This window comes from Streptomyces sp. NPDC088350 (assembly GCF_044753545.1).
GTDB lineage: Bacteria > Actinomycetota > Actinomycetes > Streptomycetales > Streptomycetaceae > Streptomyces.
The window spans coordinates 14,529-33,950 of record NZ_JBIVNL010000003.1; the positions used below are offsets into that span (position 1 = coordinate 14,529).

Here is a 19,422-nt window from a genome sequence, read left to right on the forward strand (position 1 = left end):
GCTCCGCCCACCGAGAAAGAGCCGCATCATGGGTAAGAACCCCTGGTTCGAGACCGTCGCGGAGGCCCAGCGCCGCGCGAAGAAGTACCTTCCCAGCACCGTCTACGACGCGTTGGTGGCCGGCTCGGAGCGGGGCCGCACGATCGAGGACAATCTCGACGCCTTCGCCCGGCTGGGTTTCGCGCCGCACGTCGCGGGCCATCAGGCACAGCGCGACCTGTCCACCACCGTGCTCGGTGTGGAGACCGCCCTGCCGGTGCTCATCTCGCCCACCGGTGTGCAGGCCGTCCATCCCGACGGCGAGGTCGCGGTGGCCCGGGCCGCCGCGAACCGGGGTGTGATCATGGGGTTGAGCTCCTTCGCCTCCAAGCCCCTGGAGGAGGTCGTGGAGGCCAACGCCAACACCTTCTACCAGATGTACTGGACCGGCACCCGCGAAGCGATGGCACAGCGCATGGAACGCGCCCGCGCCGCCGGAGCGAAGGCCCTCATCGCCACCCTCGACTGGTCCTTCTCGCACGGCCGCGACTGGGGAAGCCCGGAGATCCCGGAGAAGGTCGACCTGAGGACGGCGGTCAGGTTCGCCCCCAAGGTCGCCACTAGGCCGCAGTGGCTGTGGACCTTCGCCAGGTCCGGCCGCATACCCGACCTGACCGCCCCCAACCTGAAGCCGCCGGGCGGCAAGGCCCCGACCTTCTTCGGTGCCTACGGCGAGTGGATGCAGACCGCGCCTCCCACCTGGGAGGACGTCAAGTGGATGCGGGAGGAGTGGGGCGGCCCGTTCCTGCTCAAGGGCGTCACCCGGGTCGACGACGCCAAGCGCGCCGTGGACGCGGGCGTCTCCGCGCTCTCCGTCTCCAACCACGGCGGCAACAACCTCGACACCACGCCGGCCACCATCCGGGTACTGCCGTCGATCGTCGAGGCGGTCGGCGACCAGGTCGAGGTACTGCTCGACGGGGGCGTCCGGCGCGGCGGCGACGTGGCGAAGGCACTGGCCCTGGGAGCACGCGCGGTCCTGATCGGCCGCGCCTATCTGTGGGGTCTGGGCGCCAACGGGCAGGCCGGCGTGGAGAACGTGCTCGACATCCTGCGCGGCGGTCTCGACTCCGCGGTCCTCGGACTCGCGCACTCCTCCGTCCACGAGCTGTCCCCCGACGACCTGGTCGTCCCCGACGGCTTCTTCCTCACCCTCGGCGCGACGCGCGAGTCATGACCGCGCCGCTCCCCGAACGGCGGGCGGCGGCGGCCGAGTTGGGCCGGACCGTCTGGCCTCGGGTGTCCGAGCGGGCGCTGGTGCTGGTCCCGGTCGGCTCGACCGAGCAGCACGGCCCGCACCTGCCGCTGAACACGGACAGCGTCATCGCCACCGAGGTGGCCCGGTATGCGGCGGGCCGCCTCGGCACCCGGGTGCTGCTGGCGCCCACGATCGCGTACGGCGCCAGCGGTGAGCACGCGGGTTTCCCCGGCACGGTCTCCATCGGACACGAAGCGCTGCGTCTCGTGCTGACAGAGACCGTGCGCTCCCTGTCCCTGTGGGCCGGGCGTACCGTCCTCGTCAACGGCCACGGCGGCAACGTGCCCACTCTCGACACCACCGTCGCCCAACTCCGCACGGAGGGCCACGACGTGGCCTGGCTCAGCTGTGACGTGCCGGGCGGGGACGCCCACGCCGGACGCACCGAGACCTCCCTCATGCTCCACTTCGCGCCCGACGACGTCCGGCTCGCGGAGGCAGCCCCAGGCGATCTCCGGCCGCTCGCCGAGCTGATGCCGCACCTGAGGGCTCGGGGAGTCCGCGCCCTCTCACCGAACGGTGTCCTGGGCGACCCCACGGGAGCCGATGCCGAGGAGGGCCGCGTGTGGGCGGAGGCCATGGTCGCCGCGACCGTCCGGCGCATCACGGACTGGTGCCCGGACTCCCGCGGCCGTCTTCCCGCCTCCCGCACGAGAACGGCCCGCCCATGACGCTCCCCCACGGATTCACGATCACCCTGGACCGCGACAGCCGGGTCCTCGACGGCGGACGGGCCCTGCTCGGAGGCCATCCGACCCGCCTGCTGCGCCTCACACCCCGGGCCCGCGCACTCCTGTCCGGGCGCACACTGACGGTCCGGAACGCGGCGGGCGCGGTCCTGGCGGAACGCCTGCTGGACACGGGCCTGGCCCACCCGACGCTCACGGCACTGCCGGACACCGAACCGGCCTGCACGTATGTGATCCCGGTACGGGACCGGCCTCGGCAACTGGCCCGCCTGCTCTCCTGCATCCCGGCCGGCAGCCCGGTCGTGGTCGTCGACGACGCCTCGCACCACCCGGAACTCGTCGCGTCCGTCGCGGCGCGGCACGGTGCCCGTTCGCTACTCCTCCCGGAGAACCGCGGCCCGGCCGGAGCCCGCAACGCGGGACTGCGAGAGGTGACGACCCCTCACGTCGCCTTCGTCGACTCCGACATCGTGCTGCCCGCCGAGACCGTACCCACGCTGCTACGGCACTTCGCCGACCCCAGGGTCGCCATGGCGGTGCCCCGGATCACCGCGCTGAACGCGACCGGGTCCCACGGATGGATCAGCCGCTACGAGGACACCCGCTCCTCCCTGGACCTCGGCGCGCGCCCGGCCGCCGTCCGCCCCGGCACACCCGCCTCCTGGGTGCCGAGCGCGTGCGTCGTCGCTCGCACCGACGTCCTGCTCAAGGCCGGGGGCTTCGACGAGACCCTGCGGGTGGGCGAGGACGTCGACCTGTGCTGGCGCCTCGTCGACACCGGCTGGCGTATTCGGTACGAGCCGTCCCTGCACGCCGCGCACGAGCACCGGGCCCACTTCACCGACTGGTTCCGGCGCAAGGCCGAGTACGGCACCGGGGCGCACCCACTGGCCGTACGGCATCCCGCCGCGATCGCACCAGCGGTGCTCGCCCCCTGGAGCGCGGGCCTGCTGGTCGCCGTGGTCCTCCAGCGCCGCTGGTCCGTCCCTCTCGCCGGATCGCTCTGCGCCTTCACGACGGTGCGCATCGCCCGCACCCTGAGGGGCACGGGGCAGCCGATCCGGCAGGCGGCACGCCTCACCACCGCCGGCGCGGTCTCCGCCCTCGCCCAGGGCGGCGCGCTGGTGACGCGCCACTGGTGGCCGCTCACGGCGGCGGCCTGCCTGGTCTCCTCCCGGGCCCGCCGGGTCACGGCCGTGGCAGCGGTCCTGGACGTGGCGCTGGAGTACCGCAGCCGTACGACCGGCCTCGACCCCGTCCGGTACACGGCCGCCCGTCGCCTGGACGATCTGGCCTACGGCACGGGCGTGTGGTGGTCGGCCCTGAAGGGCCGCTCCACCGCGGCTCTCCGCCCACGGATCACGACGGGTGCGCGCCCGAAACCGCGAACGTAGGGTTGCGGAGCGCATCCGGGCTCGTTTCAAACACGGTCAGGTGTCGGGCTGGATGCTACGGCGGCCGTCGCACGTCACACGGACACCCGGTACGGCGGCGGGGCCCGGACCGTGCGTCACGGCCCGGGCCCCGCCCCGTGCGGTACCGCCTCGCGGCGGCGGCGCGTCAGCTCTGTGCGGTGTCGTCGCCCGCCTGCTCCGCGGCCCCGGCCGTGCCCGTCTTCTCGCGCATCTTGCGCACCAGCTCCGCCTTCTGGTCGGCTGCACCCTTGCGGTCGAGGTTGCGGTGCGGACCGTTGTTCTGCCGCTCGGCGCGGGACAGCTTCTTGCGCTTGCCGCCGCCCATGCCCACGGGGTTGTTGATGTTCTTGCTCACGGTCACGGGTTCTCCCGGTAATGATGTGAAGTGATCTACGGATTCATCGGTGAGGGGCGGGCGGCGATGCCGAAAGACGTCAGCAGAGGCCCATCACGCCCTCACTCGTGAATCGGCGTCTGGAAGAACATGACAAAGACGTTACCCGGTTCCGTCGGCCCCGCACACCAACCTGTTCGCCGCCCCGCCGCCGGCCGGCACCCCGTCGACCCCGACCAGGCGGAAGAACCTGGTCAGAACATCAACGGCAGGCACGTCACGCCCTACACGCTGTAAGGTTGCGCCATGGCTGGCACAGACCCGCAGGCGCGGGCCGAACGGCGCAGCGCCGGTGAGCTGGAGAGCGAGGTCCTCGCCGCGTTGTGGGCGACCGCGCACCCCCTGACACCGGCCGAGATCCAGGCCGAGATCGACGGCCCCCTCGCTTACAACACCGTGCACACGATCCTCAAGCGGCTCTACGACAAGGGGCTCGTCCTGCGTGACGCGGACGGGCGGCGCGGCGCCTACCGGCCGGCGAAGAACGCGGCCGAGCTGACCGCCGAGGCGATGCGCGAGGCGCTGGACCGGGGCCCGGATCCGATCGCCGCGTTGCAGCAGTTCGTGACGGGGCTGCGTCCCGAGGAGGAGAGGGCCCTGCGCGACCTGCTGGCCGGGGGCGCGGGATGAGGTTCGACGTCTACACGCCGTTGCTGCTGTCGGCGCTGCTCGCCGCGATCAGCCCGGCGATCGGCAGACGGGTCGCCCCCGCGCTGGCCGCCCGGGTGCTGACCGCCGCCGCCGTGGTGACCGCGGCGGCCACCTGCTGGTCGCTGTTCCTGCTGGCCGCGACGCTTGTCAGTGATGCTCCGCCGGTCGTCGCCGAGGCCCGGCAGGAAGGGCACCGGCTGCCCGAACCGGTGCCCGAGATCATCGGGATCGTGGCCGGTGTCGCCCTCGCCGTGCTCGTCGTGTCCGTCCAGGGGGCGGTGCGCGCCGACCGCCGTACGCGGCGCGCGCTGCGGCGGCTGTGCGAAGGGCACCCGGCGGACACCGAGTTGATCGTCGCCGCCTCCCCCGAGCCGCAGGCGTTCGCCATCCCCGGCCGGCCGGGCCGGATCCTGGTCACCGTCGGCATGCTGAGCGCCCTCGAACCGGCGGAACGCCGGGTCCTGCTCGCCCATGAACGGGCCCATCTCGCCCACCGGCACGCGTTGTTGGTGACCGCGGCGACGCTCGCCGCGGCGGCCAATCCACTGCTGCGGCCCGTGCGCGCCACGGTCGCGTTCCTCGTCGAACGATGGGCGGACGAACAGGCGGCGGACGCGGTCGGCGACCGTACGACGACCGCCCGCGCCCTCGCGCGCGCCGCGCTGAGCGCCGAACGCGCCCGCCCCGCCTGCGCGTTGAGCTTCACCGACCGTGCCGTCACCCGCCGGATCGCGGCGCTGCAGACGACCCCGCCCCCACGCCTGTGGCCCCTCGCGGCGGCCGTCCTCGCGCTGGGCGCGCTGCCCGCGCTCGGCGCGGCCGACGCGACCGGCGATCTGTTCGGGATGCTGGCCGGAGTGCTCGGCTAGCCGGACGGCGTCCGCTGTCAGCGTCCGCGCGGCTTGCCGCGCTTGGTTCCCTTGGAGCCGCCGGAAGAGCCGCGCGGGTTCTTGCCGGTCTTGCCGGTCGCCTTCCCGGCGGCGGGCTTGCGGCGCGCGGGGGCTTCGGTGCGCTTCGCCTTCGTCTTCGGCTGGGCGGGGGTCGGGGTGCGGCCCCGGGTGCTGTTGACCGTGCGGCCCCGGACAATGCCGATGAAGTCCTCGACGAGGTCGGTGGTCGCGTCCTCGGGCCAGGAGAGGGCGACGTCCGACTGGGGTGCGTCGACGACGGTCCGGTAGGTGAGGTCCTTGCGGTGGTGCAGCCGGGCCAGGGACTGGGGGACGTAGAGGATGCCGATGCCCGACGCCACGTGTTCGATGGCGTCCTCGGTGGTGGCGGGGCGCTCGAACGCGGGCTCCCCCGGCGGCCGTTCCCAGTCGAGGACGTCGTCGAGGGGGTGGAGGACGACTTCGTCGGCGAGTTCGTCGAGGGACACCTCTTCGGCCGCCGTCACGACGTGGTCCTTGGGGGCCACGACCACGGTCGCCTCGGTGTAGAGGGGGATCGCGCTGAGCACCGTACGGTCGACCGGCAGCCGGACGAGTCCGGCGTCGGCCTGGCCGCGCCGCAACACGTCGGACGCCTCGGCGGCCGGGACCGGTACGAGGGTCAGGGGTACGTCGGGCAGGCGCTCGTTCCAGATCCGCACCCACTTGGCGGGCGTCACCCCGGGGACGTACGCGAGCCGGAACGTGGGGGTTGCTTCCGAGCCTGTCACCCCGCAAGGTTACCCGCCGTGGTCGGAGGCCTCTTACACGGTCGATACTCTTGACGGTATGAGTTCGCACCAGACCACCCAGACGATGAAGGCCGCCACGGCGGCGAAGAAGCTGGGTGTGTACCTCGAGGCCACCCCCGCCGAGTTCCAGAAGGGTGACGTCTCCCGCGCCGAGCTGAACGAGCTGCAGGCCGATCCGCCCCAGTGGCTGCGCGAGCTGCGCGCCAACGGCCCGCACCCGCGCCCGGTCGTCGCGGCCAGGCTCGGCGTGTCCATCGCCGGTCTCGCGCGCGGCGGGGTCACCGAGCCCCTCACCACCGAGCAGATCGAGACGCTGAAGAAGGACAGCCCCGAGTGGCTGGAGAAGGAGCGCGCCACCCAGGCCGAGGTCCGCAAGGAAGCCGAGCGGATCAAGAACAAGAAGAACGCCGAGCGCGACTGACGACTGCCGGCCCCAGGGAGACGCGCACGGTGACGGACGGCTCGGCCGGGGCGGACAAACCCACGGCGATGTACCGGAAGGTCGCGGCGGACCTGGCCCGGGAGATCGGCGAGGGCCGCTACGGCTCCGGCGGACGGCTGCCCGCCCAGGACGAGTTCGCCGAACGCTACGGCGCCTCCCGTGGCACGGTCCGCCAGGCGATGGCCCTGCCCTCCTGCGCACCGAGGGACTGATCGCCTCGCGGCGCAGCACCCGGCGGGTCGTGATCGGGACGCCTCGGCCGCAGGGCTTGGGCGGACTCCTCGGCTTCACCCGCCGGGCGCATGCGACCGGCGAGAAGCCCGGCGGCCGGACCCTCGCCGAGGAGACCCGGCCCGCCGACCGGCCGACGACACCCGAGTCGGACCTGATGGTCAGTCCCTGGCCAGTCCTCGCGCAGCAAGGCCGTGAGCAGCGGTCGGCGCCCGGGCGGCGTCGACACCGTCGGCGGGCAGCCCGGTGATCCGGAACGCGAACGTCTCAGCGCCGGATGAGCGAGAGGGGCGACGCCCCGGTCGCCCGCGCGTGAACGAGACCGGCGTCAGCGCCGCAGACCCGCGATGAGGACGTCGACCAGCCGGAGGGCGTCGTAGCGGTCGTCGCCCTCCGCGCCGACGCAGAGGTTGCCGACGCCGCGCATGACCTCGTAGGCCGACAGGTCGGACCGGATCTCGCCGGCGGCGACGGCCGCGTCGAAGAGTTCGGTGCACACGGGCAGGAGGCGGTCGAGGAAGTAGCCGTGCAGCGCTTCGAAGCCGGCGCTGTCGGACCGCAGCACGCCGGCGAGTCCGTGCTTGGTGACCAGGAAGTCCACGAAGAGGTCGACCCACTCCCTCAGTGCCGCGTACGGGCCGGCGCTGCTCGCCAGCAGCGCCGGACCCGCTTCGGCGCAGGCTTCGACCTGGTGCCGGTAGACGGCGATGACGAGGTCCGCGCGTGTCGGGAAGTGGCGGTAGATCGTGCCCAGCCCGACACCGGCCTCGCGTGCGATGTCGCGCACCGGAGCGTCGACACCCGACGCGACGAAGACCTTGGCCGCGGCGTCGAGCAGGGTCTCCTTGTTGCGCCGGGCGTCGGCCCGCTTGGACTGGACGGCGCCGCCCGCGTCCGCCTCGTTGTCGCTCACCGCGCGGTTCCTCCACCCATCGAGCTTGATAAACGGAACATCGTTCCGTATCGTTTTCCGGAACAACGTTCCGCTTGCTCATGATGCCAGAGCCGAAGCCGGACGACCAAGTCATGCCCGCCACCACGCGTTACCGAAGGACGGAAAGTGCCATGCCCCGCACATCCCGAACCAGCTTCGGAATCATGACCGCCCCCATGCAGGTCGGCTACCACGACATCCTGCGCGTCTGGCGCGAGGCGGACACCGTGCCGGAGATCGAGCACGCCTGGCTGTTCGACCACCTCATGCCGATCGGCGGCGACCCGGACGGACCGGCCCACGAGGGCTGGACACTGCTCTCGGCCCTCGCCGCGCAGACCCGCCGACTGCGGCTCGGCGTGATGGTGACCAGCAACCGGATCCGTCCGCCCGCGGTACTCGCCAAGATCGCCACGACCGTCGACATCGTCTCCGAAGGGCGCCTCGACTTCGGCATCGGTGTCGGCTCACGCCCCGACCATCCCCTGGCCCGGCGGGAGTACGAGGCACACGGCCTCCCCTTCCGCGACTCCGCGCACGCCGTGGCGAGCCTCGCCGAGGCCTGCACGGTGATCCGGCGGCTGTGGACCGAGGAGAAACCCTTCGACTTCCACGGCACCCACCACCACCTCACCGGGGCGTTCGGCAGCCCCAAGCCCGTCCAGCGCCCCCACCCGCCGATCCTCATCGGCGGACGCTCGGCCGCGACCCTGCGCGTGGTCGCCGAGCACGCCGATCTGTGGAACATCCCGGGCGGCGACATCGAGGACGTCGTCAACCGCAGCGCGCTCCTCGACCGCTACTGCACCGAGATCGGCCGCGACCCGGCCTCCCTCACGCGCTCGATCCACCTGTCGGTCTCCTACGACGAGCCCGAGGTCACCCGGGACGCGATCGGCGAGGCGATCGACGCGGGCTTCCACCACATCGTGCTCGGGCTGTCGACGCCGTACCCCGTCGACGTCGCGCACTGGGTCGCCGACGAGCTGATCGACAAGGCGTCCTGAGCAGGTCAGTCGTGCGGGAACGAGTGGTGTTCGTGCGCGACCAGCCAACGGCCCCGCTCCTTGCGCAGGCCGAAAGTGAGCCGTAGGCGCAGCGCCGGGTAGGCGGCGAGGTCCTCGGGGGTGCCGCAGCGGAGCAGGGCGTGGGCGTAGGCGACGTCCGTGCCGGCCGTGATGTCGAGGGAGTCGATGTCGAAGCGGGCGCCTTGGGCCTGCCACGCGAAGAACGGCGGCCAGGTGGCCCGGTAGGCGGCGAGGCCGTGGAGGCCCGCGTGGGGCGGCGGGACGTCGTACATGACGAGATCCTCGGTGTGGCCCGCCAACACGCCCTCGATGTCGCCCCGGTGCACTGCCTCCGCCCACTCGGTGATCAGGGTGCGGATCTGTGTCGCGTCGTCGGGCATGGGCGGCTCCTGTTCCTGTCCCCCACTCCATGGTCTCTCTGCCGGGTCGACTCCCCGATCTTCGGCACATCATCGCCCCGGCCGGGCATCCGAGACGGATGGCACACTCTCGGTGTGCCGCTGACATTCGACGAACTCCTCACCCGTGCCACCGCTCTCACCGCCCCCGGCCGACGTGCCGTCCTCGGTATCGCCGGCAGCCCGGGCGCGGGCAAGACGACCCTCGCCGAGCACCTGGTGCGCACGTTGAACGGCACCGGCGAACCCTGGGTCGCGCACGTCCCCATGGACGGCTTCCACCTCGCCGACGTCGAACTGGACCGGCTCGGCCGCCGCGACCGCAAGGGCGCCCCCGACACCTTCGACGCGGCCGGTTACGCGGCACTGCTGCGCCGCCTGCGCGAGGATCCCGACGACGTCGTGTACGCGCCGGACTTCGAACGGGTGCTGGAGCAGCCGATCGCCGGCGCGATCGCGGTGCCGCCCACGGCCCGGCTGGTGGTGACGGAGGGCAACTACCTTCTGGTGGAGGCGGGTTCATGGGCGCGCGTACGACCGTGCCTGGACGAGGTGTGGTTCTGCGAGGCCGACGAGGACGAGCGCGTACGCCGACTCGTCGCCCGGCACGAGGAGTTCGGCAAGGACCACGAAACCGCCGTGGCCTGGGTGTCGGGCACGGACCAGCGCAACGCCGACCTCGTCGCGAGCACGCGCGGCCGGGCGGATCTGGTGATCCCCCCGGCCGCGCTGCCTTCGCCGTACGACGCGCCCCGCGTCTGAGGGCTCAGGCGTGGAGTGTCAGTCCCGGTTCGCCGTGCGGGTCGCCCGCCGCGTTCCCGATCACTGCGCTGAACGCCTCGGTACGGACGGTGAGTTCACCGTTCTCGCCGCTCTCGAACTCGGCGGTGAGCGGCCCGGTGCCGGGCCCGTACCGGACGACGAACACGTGCAGGTGCTCCGGCGCGCCCGGTGCCGGGTCGGCCTCCAGGGCCGTGGAGGTGACCAGGTGGCTCCAGCCCTCGTCGGGGTTGCCGTAGCCGCGCGGGTCGGCGGCGAGCGCGAACGCCGCCTCCTGCTGGGTGAGTTCGGAGCGGGCGTCGAAGTGGTCGGCGCCCTGGCCGGTCGGGTGGGTGAGGCGCAGGGCGCCCGCGGAGGTGACGTCGCCCTCGGCCGTCCTGCGCACCCGGTCGCCGTCGTCCGCCGCGTAGGGCAGCCCGGCGAGCAAGTACGGTGCTCCGTCGAGCCGTTCGACGGCCACCGTCGTCCACAGACTCGTGCCGTCGGTGACGTACAGGGACTGGATGTGCCGCAGGACGTGGTCGCGGCCGACGACCGGCTTGGTGACCAGCTTGGCGGTCAGTCCGTCGGCGCGGACGTCCCGGACCCGGACCTCGCCCATCGGGCGGCAGAACAGGAAGCCGTCGAGCACCGGGCCGAAGCCGTGCTGGCGGTTCACGGCCGCGGGCAGGTAGTACGTGCCGTCGGCCTCGACAACTGACGGGGTCATCTTCTTGTCGAAGGCCACCGACACGGTACCGGCGCGGAGTTGGTGGCGGACCGGCTCCGTCGACGGAGTGCGGTGCCAGGGCGTGGCGTCCTGGATCTGCCAGACCAGCATCCACGCGAAGTGGCCGTCCACTCCCCCGTCGGGCTTGACCGCGTGCCGGGCCCAGCGGCTGTCGCCCCGGTAGCGGCCGATGTCCGAGCCGATACGACTGCCGAAGTAGCGCAGACCGAGGACCGATTCGAAGGCGGAGTGCTGCTCGCTGTAGCGCGGGCCGCCGGTGTCGAAGCCGCCGTTGGTGAGGCGGGCGTCGATGTAGCGGGCCAGCGCCTCCCCGTCCTCGGCGAAGACGTCCTCGCCGCTGACGATGTGGGCCTGCGCGAGGAAGGAGAGGGAGATCGGGCCGTAGTTGTTGTCGTACGCGCCGCCGTGCTCGGGGGGCAGCAGCGCGCCCCGGTCGCTCACACGGTGGGCGCGGATCTCGTCGCCGTACACGGCCAGCGCGCGCTCGCGCACCGACTCCCCTTCTTCCGAAGGGAGATGGCGGGCCAGCATCAGGCCGCCGACCACACAGCCGATCGCCTGGTTGCCGGCCTCCTGCGGGTTGAAGAAGGTCGCCTCGGTGAGCCAGCGCCAGTAGCCGTGCGCCAACTCGACGAGAGCGGTGCGCTGTTCGTCGTCGACGAGTCCGTCCGTCGCGTCGAGGATGTTGACCGCCTGGAGCAGCGCCCACGCCGTGCTCGGCCAGTCACCGATGGGGTGGGCGCCCGCCTCCAGGACGTAACGGGCGTACGGGAGGCCCGAGTTGCGCACCCGCAGGTTCGGATACCCGGGGTTGTCCTCCGTGTAGACACGCTCCCGGAGAAAGAAGCCGAGGCTGTGCCGCACCGCCTCGGGCAGTCGCGGGTCCTTGCCGCGCTGCCAGGCGAGGGCCAGCAGCGAGGTGATCCCGAGCGACGTGTCCCCGATGTCGTCGTAGCAGTCGGGGTGTTCGAGGTTGCCGTCGGGTGTGATGCGGCGCAGGGCCTGCTCCACGACGTCGGCGAGGACCGCGTCGTAGGCCTCCGGGGTGTCGGGGAGGTGGTGCAGCGGGCCGCGCTGGTGGAAGAGGTGCACGGGTGGTTCAGCCCTTCATGCCTGAGGTGGCCGTGGCGTGGGTCGTCGGGGTCAGCGGACAGGTGCGGTACGGCGGGCGCGCAGTGCGACGCTCAGTGTCTGCGGGCCGTTTCCACCGAGGTAGACGCGGTTCCCGGTCGTCGCGTCGGTGCCGCCCACCACGGTGTAGTCCTGGCCCGGGTCGTACCGTAGTACGTCGCCGCGGTCCGGCCCGGCGAGGGGTTCGCCCGCTTCGACGTCGACCGCGACGCGGATCTCGTCGGCGCCGGCCCGGTAGGTCATCGGCCCGGTCGTCAGGCACCAGCGTCCGTCGCCGATCGGGGCGGCAGCTTCTACAACTCCCCCGGGGCGGAAGGTCAGTTCGAGGGACCAGGGCACTCGTGGTCCGCCGATGTCGATCCGCAGGTCGGCGCCGTCCTCCCGCAGCTCCACGTCGACGCGGGTCGTCTGGGAGACCTCGTCCCGAGGCCGGTCCGGGAAGGCCATCGCGGCCGAGAAGCGTCCCTCGTCCGTCATGCCGTAGGAGCCGTCGGCGCGCCGGCGGTCCGGCGGGAGCGGCTGGTAGTAGGCGGCCGTCAGGGTTTCGGTGAGCCGGTACTCGTTGTCGGCGAGCCGCTCCATGTCGGCGGCGCGGAACGGGCCCAGGTCGAAGAATCCCCGCGAGAGGCGCACCGCGTCGAGGACCGCCTCGCCCGCGAACAGGCGTAGGAAGGTGGGATTGCAGGCCAGACCCGAGCGGATGCGCCGGTGTTCGGGCACGTCCGAGCCGCCGTAGAGGACGCTGTGCGCGGTGGTGGAGGTGCGTGAGGCGAGGCGGGCCGTGGTGAAGTACCGGGCGCGGGGCAGGAGTTCCGGCTCCGGTGTCGGCAGCGGGCGGCACAGGTCGGGGGTGAGGAGGGTCTCGGCGAGCAGGTCGGGGTCGTCGATGCCGCCGGCTGCTGCGAGGAGTGCCGCCCGGCTGAAGTCGCCCCGGCCGGTGCGGATCGCGAGCAGCCGGTAGTGCGGGAGGCAGGGCGCCAGCGGGAACCGCCCGTGCTGGTCCTGTCGCCGCGAGTGGACGGTCTCCACCGTGCCGTCGGGTCTGATGAGGTCCAGGGTCGCGGTGAGGTTGCGTTCTACGGCGTCGCGCAGGTCGGTGCGGTCGAGGACGTGGGCGAGGAGCAGGAGCGACGGGTTGGAGACGTGGGAGGCGTAGACGGCGCTGCGCTCCGAGTACAGGCCCTCCGCGTCGATGTCGACGCCCTCGGCGAGCCACCGCTCGACGCGGTCGAGCAACCGGTCGTCCGGGAAGGACCGGTGCAGCCGGGCCAGTGCCGCGCACAGTTCCCAGCGGTGGTTCGGCGTGTGCGCCCCGCCCGCCCGGAGGCCTTCGGCCGCCGCACCGGCGATCTCGGCGAGCGCGGCCGTGACGTCGCACAGTTCCGGACCCGCGCCCGCGGCGAGGACGTGCGCGTCGCACACGTCGTTGACGGTGAACGCGGAGTCCGGCGGTGACTGCACGTTGTCGCCGCCCGCGAAGAGACCGGTGGCGGTCTGCGCGGTCCGGAGAGCGCCGAGGTGGGCCGTCGCGGCGACCACGGCATGCCCGCTGCCGTGCAGCGCCGAGTCCGGGGAACGGTATGCCGCGACCAGAGTCTTCACCCGGCGGGCCAGGGCGCGGTGGGTCACACCGGCGAGCTGCCCGTCGGGGTCGGCCGCCAGCGGGGCGGCCGACCGGTCGGCGGCGTCGGCCGCCGCGCGGACGAACTCGTGGTCGAGCGGGGTGGACAAGGTCAGTCCTTCAGGCCGGCGTTGATGTCGGCGCCCATGACGTAGCGCTGGAAGACCAGGAAGATGGCGATCAGCGGGATCATCGAGATGACCGAAGCGCCCAGCAGGACCGACCAGTTGATGTTCTGCGCGCCGACGATGCTCTGGATGCCGATCTGCACGGTGAACTTGTTCGGGTCGTTGAGCATCAGCAGCGGCCAGATGTAGTCGTTCCACCGCCACTGGAAGGACAGGATGGCGAGGGTCAGCATGATGGGCCGGGAGAGCGGCACCATGATCCGCAGGAAGATCGACAGTTCACGGGCGCCGTCGATGCGGGCGGCTTCCACGAGTTCGTCGGGGACCGTGATGAAGAACTGGCGGAACATGAAGCAGCCGGTCGCGGTGAGCACGGCCGGGAGGATGATGCCGGCGAACGAGTTGTAGAGGCCGAGGTTGCGGACCACCAGGAACTCGGGGGCGAGCATGACCTCGGAGGGCAGCATCGTGGTGGCCAGGATGCAGATGAAGAAGGCCTTGAGCCACTTGTTGTCGTACTTGGCCAGCGCATACCCGGTGCAGCAGCTGACGCCCACCGTGAGGATCGTCGTGATCACGCACACGAGGGCCGTGTTGATGAAGTACTGGGAGAAGTTGGCGCTGCGCCACGCCGCGGAGTAACCCGACAGGGTGGGGTTGTGCGGAATGAAGGTCAGCGGATAGGAGAACAGGTCGCTGGCCGGCTTGAGGGAGCTGAGGATGAACCACAGCACCGGCAGCCCGTAGAGGCAGGCCAGGATCCACAGCAGTGTCGTCGCGGGTACGGCCCGTCGGAGACCACCACTGCTCGCACCGCGGGGTCGCTTCTTGGAAACGGCTCGTCCGGAACCGGCGTCGACCTTGCGCGGCATGTCTGTGGTTGTCATCGGTTCTCCACCCGCCGGTTGACGATCAGCTGGATGATCGCGACGGCCATCAGGATGAGCATCAGCACGAACGACGCGGCGCTCGCATAGCCGATCTGGCCCCGCTGGAAGCCGGTCTGATAGATGTACTGGACAAGCAGGTTGTTCGACGTTCCGGGTCCGCCGTTGTTGAGGGAGACGAACACCGGGTATTCCTTCATCGCGTTGATCGTGTTGAGCAGGATCACGATGAACGAGGTGGGCGCGATGCTCGGCAGCGTGATGCTGATGAACTGGCGCCAGGGACCGGCGCCGTCGAGCGAGGCTGCCTCGTAGTAGGACACCGGCACGTTCTTGATCGCCGCGATGAACAGCAGCATCGAGAAGCCGGTCCAGGCCCAGGACGCCGCGAACACCACCACGATCAGCGAGAGGTCCGCGTTCGACTGCCACGGAACGGCCGACCCGCCGAACTTCTCGATGACGTAGTTGACCAGCCCGAAGTTCTCACCGAACAGCCACCGCCACAGGACACCCACGACGATGGGCGACAGCAGCCACGGGATGAAGAAGATGACACGGGCGACGGAGGCGCCCTTGGCGTGCTTGTTCACCACCAGGTTGGCGGCGAGCAGCGAGAGCGCGAAGTTCAGCGGCACGAAGAGCACGGCGTACAGCAGCGTCCGGGTCAGCGCGTCGTAGAAGGTGGAGTCCCCGAACAGGTTGTGGTAGTTGTCCAGCCCGATGAACTGGAACGCCCCCACACCGGTGTAGTTCGTGAAGGAGTAGACGAGCCCGATCACCGCCGGCCACACGAAGAACAGTGCGAAGAGCACGACATTGGCCGCGATGAGGACGAGCGGCGCGAGGGTGTAGGTGCTGCGTCGTTTCCTGGGCGGCCTCACGGACACGTCCGCGGCGCTTTTTGTCATCTTCCTGACTTCCGTGCTGGTGGATGGATTGCTGGGGGCTCATGCCGTGAGCCCGGCATCACGTGGGCGGCCAGGGCCGGGCGGCGGTGTCTGGATCCCCGCCGCCCGGGCCCTTGGGCCTACGATCAGCCGCCGACCGCCGTGTTGTAGCCGTCCACGATGTTCTGCAGGGCCTTGTCGACCGACTGCTGGCCGTTGATCGCCTTGCCGAGCTCCGTCTTGGTCGGGTCGGTGGTGAGGCTCTTGCCCTTCAGCACCCAGTTCGTCTGGGCGTTGTTGAAGTAGCCCGAGATCGGCGCGTACAGCGGGATCGACTCGTTGTAGAGCTTGAACGCCGCCTGCGCCGCGGCCGACTTGAAGGGGTACTTCGGGCTCAGACCGCTCTCGACCGGGAGGAAGCCGGAGGTCTCGACCAGCTCGGTGTACTGCTTGGGCTCGTACACCCAGGACAGGAACTTCTTCGCGGCGGCGGACGCGGCGCTGTTGTTGTTGAAGCCCACCATCATGCCGCCGCTGTTGACGTCGCTGGCCTGCACCGGCTGGGCCGGGGTCGGGACGCTCGCCCACTCGAACTTCTTGATGCTGTCCGCGAAGGAGGCGACCTGCCAGACACCGGACCAGTAGGCGACGACGTCACCGCTCTGGAACATGGCGGACGGGTCGGCACCGCTCGTCCACACCGACTTCGGCATGGTCTTGTCGTCGTTCAGTCCGACGAAGTACTTCACGGCCTTCTTGGTCGCGTCGTCCACCGAGAACTTGCCGGAGGAGTCCGCGTGGACGTACTTGCCGCCCATCTCGTACACCATGGCGCGCAGCCGGGACGGCGACTGGTCGAAGGTCAGGGAGTACTTGGCGCCGGTCTTCTCGCGGACCTTGTTGGCCGCCGCGATGAACTCGGTCCAGGTCCAGGTGCTCGACGGCGAGCTCGGGACGGCGACGCCGGCCTTCGCGAACAGCGACTTGTTGATGAACAGACCGGACGCGGTGACGTCCGAGGGGATGGCCAGCACCTTGCCGGACGAGTCCTTGGCGAGGAAGTTGGAGTTGATGTTGTTGGCCTTGTTGCCGGTGATGGAGCTGAGGTCGATCAGCTTGCTCGACCAGATCGGGTCGAGGGCGGGCACGTCGGCGACATCAGGCAGCGAGTTCGCCTGCGCGGCGTTGTGCAGCTTCGTCGGGTACCCGTCGTAGGGGATGTTGACGAGCTTGACGCTGACGCCCTCTTCCTTCTTGTACTGGGCCACCAGCTTCTTCCAGCCCGCGTCCTGCCCCGGAACCGTGGAGATCCAGAACGTCAGCGACTTGGAGGTCCCGCCGGAGCCGGAGCCCGACCCGCAGGCGGAGAGCAGCAGGGCTCCCGCCGCGGTGGCGGCAGCGAGGGGAACAAGGCGGCTCAGGCCGCCGCGGCCGAGTCGGCGGGAGCGCCGCACACCCACAGTGGTCATCTTCGATCCCTTTTTCGTCGTAGGGGACGGAGCACGGCGCCGGCTGAGGCGGCACTGGTGCAGTTTGCAGGATGTTCGCTTTCCGGGGGCGCGGCCTCGCCCGGCCGCATCGTCCACACGGGGCGAGATCCCCGGCCGTCCAGGCCGTCACCGCACGGGCACGCCCTCGTGCGGTTGCCGTACGTCGTGTACGGGCTGGGAGGCTCACCCCAAGTCGGCGTCCCGACCGACTTAGAAAGCGCTTGTCCGGACATTGGCAGACCGAGTCCAAACCCGTCAATCCTTCGCCCCCGCACCATCGGTCACGGTTTGGACTCCTCTAGCGACGGCGAGCCCGGCGGCACCCACCACGGTGCCGAGATCGCCGACCGTGCTGCTGACCACCTCGGTGGGCCAGCTCAGCCGCCCCAGCTCGGCCCGCACACCGGGCAGCAGCTGCGGGTCCGTGCCTGTGCTGCCGCCCAGGACGATCAGCCCGGGGTCCAGTACGGCGGCCACGGCGGCGGCGAGTCTGCCCACGTCGGCGGCGTGGCGGCCGACCAGGGCGGACGCCGTGCCCTGACCCTGCCGGGCGAGGGCGAAGAGCTGGTCCGCGGTACCGGGGCACGGGACGTCTGCGTTCTTGTCGGCCCGCCAGGCCGCGGCGGCCCGGCGCAGCAGCGAGCGCGCGCCGACGTACTCCTCCAGGGCCTCGCGGCGGGGCTCCACGGCGTCGTCCCAGGGGTAGGGCAGCCGGGCGAGCTCACCGGCCGCGCCGTTCGCGCCGCGCAGCACCTGGCCGCCGACCACGATGCCGAGACCGATACCGACGCCGATCCGCAGATAGCCGAAGGTGTTCCGGCCCCGGGCGGCACCCTCGTGCAGTTCGGCGAGCGCGGCGCAGTTGACGTTGTTCTCCAGGTGGACCGGTACGCCCGGCGGCAGAGCGACCGTCATGGCGTCGAACACCGGGCCGGCCTTGGCGGTCGCGGGGCGCATCCCGGCGCCCGCCCGGGCCCGCGCGGCCACGTCACCGACGGCGACGACGACCGTGCGCAGCGGGGTGCCGGCCGGCAGCGCGTCGAGGGCCTCGCGCACGGCCTCGGCGGCGTCCTCCCGGGAGCCGGTGGCCTCGGCGAGCAGGGTGCCGTCGAGGGCGCAGCCGCGCACCCGGGTGAGGGCGGGGCCGAGGTCGACGGCGAGTACGGCGCCGGCGGCCGGGCCGAGACGGTAGACGGCGGCGTTGCGGCCCGTGCCGCCGGAGGCGGTGCCGGAGTGGGCGGCGAGCCGGACGTTCTCCAGTTCCACGACGGCGGAGGACACCGTCGGCTTGGACAGGCCCGCCAGGGTCGCGAGCTGCGGCCGGGTCGCGCTGCCGGCTCTGGCCAGCACCTCGAACACCGCGCTCGCGCTCTCGGTCAGCCGAGACGCCTGCGCCACGACGTGTTCCACACTTCCCCCAGTTCACAGGCCGCGTCCCGGAAGGTGTCCGAGGGATGCGGCGACGGGATGTCCTGACGTCACGCGGGCCCGGACAGTGGTCCCCGTTGCCCAATACGCGATGCCTCTTGACGCACTGTACTTCGTTAGTTAACTTCCTAACGAACGTCACGGTACTCGCCTGCCGTGGTCCGCCAGAAGCCCGTCCCGGGGCTTCCCTAGTGCGTCAACTCCCGTTCCCCCGGACACGGTTCGCCCACCGTCGCAGCACAGCGCAACGACGAAAGAGGTTCCGTGCAGGACTTCACGCCCCTCGTGGTCGGCATCGACGTGGGTGGCACCAAGACACATCTGCGCGCCCGCTCGGGCGCGGATGTCGTCGCCGACCACATCCGTCCGAGCAGCGGCTGGCGGCCGCACGACCCCGTGACCGCCGCCGACTGGCTGGCCGCCGTCGTCCACGACGTCCTGCCCGCGCACGCGCGCCCGTCCGCGGTCGCCGTGGGCGGGCACGCCTGCGAGACACCCCGCCAGTGCGCCGAGATCCGGGCCGCTCTGGAGGAACGTCTCGGCGTGCCCTCACTCGTCGTGGGGGACGCCGAACTGCTCGTCCCCGCCGCCGGGTTGGACAAGGGGGTCGGCCTGGTGGCCGGCACCGGTTCGGTCGCGGTGGGTCTGCTCTCCGACGGCGGCCGGCTCCAAGTGGGCGGCTGGGGCGCGGTACTGGGCGACGAGGGCGGCGCCGCCGGGCTGGTCCGCGAGGCGGCCCGCGCCGCCTGGGCGGCACACGACCGGGGCGAGGCTCCGGACCCACTCGCCGCGGGACTCGTCGAGGCGTTCGGTGTCGCCGAAGTGCCCGCACTCGGCGCCGCGCTGGAAAGCGCTTCCGACGTCTCCGCCGAATGGGGCCGCCACGCCCGCGTCGTCTTCACCGCGGCCGACGCGGGATCGCTCCTCGCGCGCGAGGTGATAGCCGAGGCCGGACAGTCCCTCGCCGCACTCGTCGTACGGCTCGCCGAACGCGGCGTCCCCGTCGACGACGTGGTGGTCTCGGGCGGCACCGTCCTCGCTCAGCCCCGCCTGTACGACGCCCTCACCACCGCGCTCGCCGAGCGGGTGCCGGGGGCGCGGCCACAGCCCATCCGAGTGCCGCCCGTCGAGGGCGCGGTGGCCTTGGCCCGATCGATCCTGTGAACCGCGCGACTCCCGT

The 19,422-nt window shown here is 71.5% G+C and carries 21 protein-coding genes; 11 read left to right on the forward strand and 10 right to left on the reverse strand.

Annotated features, from left to right (window positions below; genetic code table 11):
- Window positions 1-28 precede the first annotated feature (28 nt).
- From mftD to mftF, 3 genes are read left to right on the forward strand one after another with little or no spacing between them, the layout of a single operon-like run.
- The gene (mftD, locus tag ACIQBL_RS09915) at window positions 29-1,216 is read left to right on the forward strand and encodes a pre-mycofactocin synthase MftD (protein WP_401939002.1); all 1,188 of its coding nucleotides are present in this window, start codon (window positions 29-31) and stop codon (window positions 1,214-1,216) included.
- Window positions 1,213-1,968 carry a mycofactocin biosynthesis peptidyl-dipeptidase MftE gene (mftE, locus tag ACIQBL_RS09920; protein ID WP_401939003.1) on the forward strand — a complete coding sequence of 252 codons (756 nt, stop codon included), beginning with the start codon at window positions 1,213-1,215 and terminating at the stop codon, window positions 1,966-1,968. The genes mftD and mftE overlap by 4 nt, the downstream gene beginning before the upstream one ends.
- Window positions 1,965-3,380 carry a mycofactocin biosynthesis glycosyltransferase MftF gene (mftF, locus tag ACIQBL_RS09925; RefSeq protein WP_401939004.1) on the forward strand — a complete coding sequence of 472 codons (1,416 nt, stop codon included), beginning with the start codon at window positions 1,965-1,967 and terminating at the stop codon, window positions 3,378-3,380. Before mftE ends, mftF begins: the two co-directional genes overlap by 4 nt.
- A 166-nt stretch (window positions 3,381-3,546) precedes the next feature.
- On the opposite strand, the gene ACIQBL_RS09930 is transcribed toward mftF, so the two are convergent.
- Complete coding sequence (locus tag ACIQBL_RS09930) at window positions 3,547-3,762, reverse strand: DUF6243 family protein (RefSeq protein WP_401939007.1); 216 nt, start codon at window positions 3,760-3,762, stop codon at window positions 3,547-3,549.
- Between the two features lie 279 nt (window positions 3,763-4,041).
- Here ACIQBL_RS09930 and ACIQBL_RS09935 point away from each other — a divergent pair, with 279 nt between their 5' ends.
- Window positions 4,042-4,425, forward strand: coding sequence for a BlaI/MecI/CopY family transcriptional regulator (locus tag ACIQBL_RS09935; RefSeq protein WP_401939009.1), 384 nt, complete (start codon window positions 4,042-4,044; stop codon window positions 4,423-4,425).
- Window positions 4,422-5,315 carry a M48 family metalloprotease gene (locus ACIQBL_RS09940; RefSeq protein WP_401939012.1) on the forward strand — a complete coding sequence of 298 codons (894 nt, stop codon included), beginning with the start codon at window positions 4,422-4,424 and terminating at the stop codon, window positions 5,313-5,315. The genes ACIQBL_RS09935 and ACIQBL_RS09940 overlap by 4 nt, the downstream gene beginning before the upstream one ends.
- 17 nt (window positions 5,316-5,332) lie before the next feature.
- Here the strand turns inward: ACIQBL_RS09940 and ACIQBL_RS09945 are convergent, their stop codons facing one another.
- Window positions 5,333-6,103, reverse strand: coding sequence for a LysR family substrate-binding domain-containing protein (locus ACIQBL_RS09945; RefSeq protein ID WP_401939013.1), 771 nt, complete (start codon window positions 6,101-6,103; stop codon window positions 5,333-5,335).
- Between the two features lie 58 nt (window positions 6,104-6,161).
- On the opposite strand from ACIQBL_RS09945, the gene ACIQBL_RS09950 reads away from it, so the two are divergent.
- Genes ACIQBL_RS09950 through ACIQBL_RS09960 form a run of 3 tightly spaced genes read left to right on the forward strand, consistent with a single transcriptional unit; the run spans window position 6,162 to window position 7,047 of the window.
- Entirely contained in the window at window positions 6,162-6,545 is a 384-nt protein-coding gene (locus tag ACIQBL_RS09950) for a DUF5997 family protein (RefSeq protein WP_401939016.1), read from the forward strand.
- Window positions 6,546-6,574: 29 nt separating this feature from the next.
- A complete protein-coding gene (locus ACIQBL_RS09955; protein WP_401939017.1) occupies window positions 6,575-6,778 on the forward strand; it encodes a GntR family transcriptional regulator in 204 nt (67 codons plus the stop codon).
- A 29-nt stretch (window positions 6,779-6,807) separates the two neighbouring features.
- Window positions 6,808-7,047 (forward strand): hypothetical protein, encoded by a 240-nt coding sequence (locus tag ACIQBL_RS09960; RefSeq protein ID WP_401939020.1) that lies wholly within the window; start codon window positions 6,808-6,810, stop codon window positions 7,045-7,047.
- 78 nt (window positions 7,048-7,125) lie between these two features.
- Here the strand turns inward: ACIQBL_RS09960 and ACIQBL_RS09965 are convergent, their stop codons facing one another.
- Window positions 7,126-7,710, reverse strand: coding sequence for a TetR/AcrR family transcriptional regulator (locus ACIQBL_RS09965; protein WP_401939021.1), 585 nt, complete (start codon window positions 7,708-7,710; stop codon window positions 7,126-7,128).
- 152 nt (window positions 7,711-7,862) lie between these two features.
- On the opposite strand from ACIQBL_RS09965, the gene ACIQBL_RS09970 reads away from it, so the two are divergent.
- A complete protein-coding gene (locus ACIQBL_RS09970; protein ID WP_401939023.1) occupies window positions 7,863-8,738 on the forward strand; it encodes an LLM class flavin-dependent oxidoreductase in 876 nt (291 codons plus the stop codon).
- Between the two features lie 5 nt (window positions 8,739-8,743).
- Here ACIQBL_RS09970 and ACIQBL_RS09975 read toward each other — a convergent pair whose 3' ends face one another.
- On the reverse strand, window positions 8,744-9,139 hold the full coding sequence (locus ACIQBL_RS09975; RefSeq protein WP_401939025.1) for a YybH family protein: 396 nt from the start codon (window positions 9,137-9,139) through the stop codon (window positions 8,744-8,746).
- A gap of 114 nt (window positions 9,140-9,253) precedes the next feature.
- On the opposite strand from ACIQBL_RS09975, the gene ACIQBL_RS09980 reads away from it, so the two are divergent.
- Window positions 9,254-9,919 carry a nucleoside/nucleotide kinase family protein gene (locus ACIQBL_RS09980; RefSeq protein WP_401939026.1) on the forward strand — a complete coding sequence of 222 codons (666 nt, stop codon included), beginning with the start codon at window positions 9,254-9,256 and terminating at the stop codon, window positions 9,917-9,919.
- Between the two features lie 4 nt (window positions 9,920-9,923).
- On the opposite strand, the gene ACIQBL_RS09985 is transcribed toward ACIQBL_RS09980, so the two are convergent.
- The 6 genes from ACIQBL_RS09985 to ACIQBL_RS10010 form a co-directional block, all read right to left on the reverse strand.
- Complete coding sequence (locus ACIQBL_RS09985; RefSeq protein ID WP_401939028.1) at window positions 9,924-11,759, reverse strand: hypothetical protein; 1,836 nt, start codon at window positions 11,757-11,759, stop codon at window positions 9,924-9,926.
- A 51-nt stretch (window positions 11,760-11,810) separates the two neighbouring features.
- Window positions 11,811-13,529, reverse strand: coding sequence for a hypothetical protein (locus ACIQBL_RS09990; protein ID WP_401939031.1), 1,719 nt, complete (start codon window positions 13,527-13,529; stop codon window positions 11,811-11,813).
- 2 nt (window positions 13,530-13,531) lie between these two features.
- Window positions 13,532-14,434, reverse strand: a complete 903-nt coding sequence (locus ACIQBL_RS09995; protein ID WP_401939032.1) for a carbohydrate ABC transporter permease — start codon at window positions 14,432-14,434, stop codon at window positions 13,532-13,534.
- A complete protein-coding gene (locus tag ACIQBL_RS10000) occupies window positions 14,431-15,345 on the reverse strand; it encodes a carbohydrate ABC transporter permease (RefSeq protein WP_401939034.1) in 915 nt (304 codons plus the stop codon). Before ACIQBL_RS10000 ends, ACIQBL_RS09995 begins: the two co-directional genes overlap by 4 nt.
- Window positions 15,346-15,470: 125 nt before the next feature.
- Window positions 15,471-16,793, reverse strand: a complete 1,323-nt coding sequence (locus ACIQBL_RS10005; RefSeq protein ID WP_401939036.1) for an extracellular solute-binding protein — start codon at window positions 16,791-16,793, stop codon at window positions 15,471-15,473.
- Between the two features lie 276 nt (window positions 16,794-17,069).
- Window positions 17,070-18,212, reverse strand: coding sequence for an ROK family protein (locus ACIQBL_RS10010; protein ID WP_401939037.1), 1,143 nt, complete (start codon window positions 18,210-18,212; stop codon window positions 17,070-17,072).
- 294 nt (window positions 18,213-18,506) lie between these two features.
- Here ACIQBL_RS10010 and ACIQBL_RS10015 point away from each other — a divergent pair, with 294 nt between their 5' ends.
- Window positions 18,507-19,406 carry an N-acetylglucosamine kinase gene (locus ACIQBL_RS10015; protein ID WP_401939039.1) on the forward strand — a complete coding sequence of 300 codons (900 nt, stop codon included), beginning with the start codon at window positions 18,507-18,509 and terminating at the stop codon, window positions 19,404-19,406.
- Window positions 19,407-19,422 lie beyond the last annotated feature (16 nt).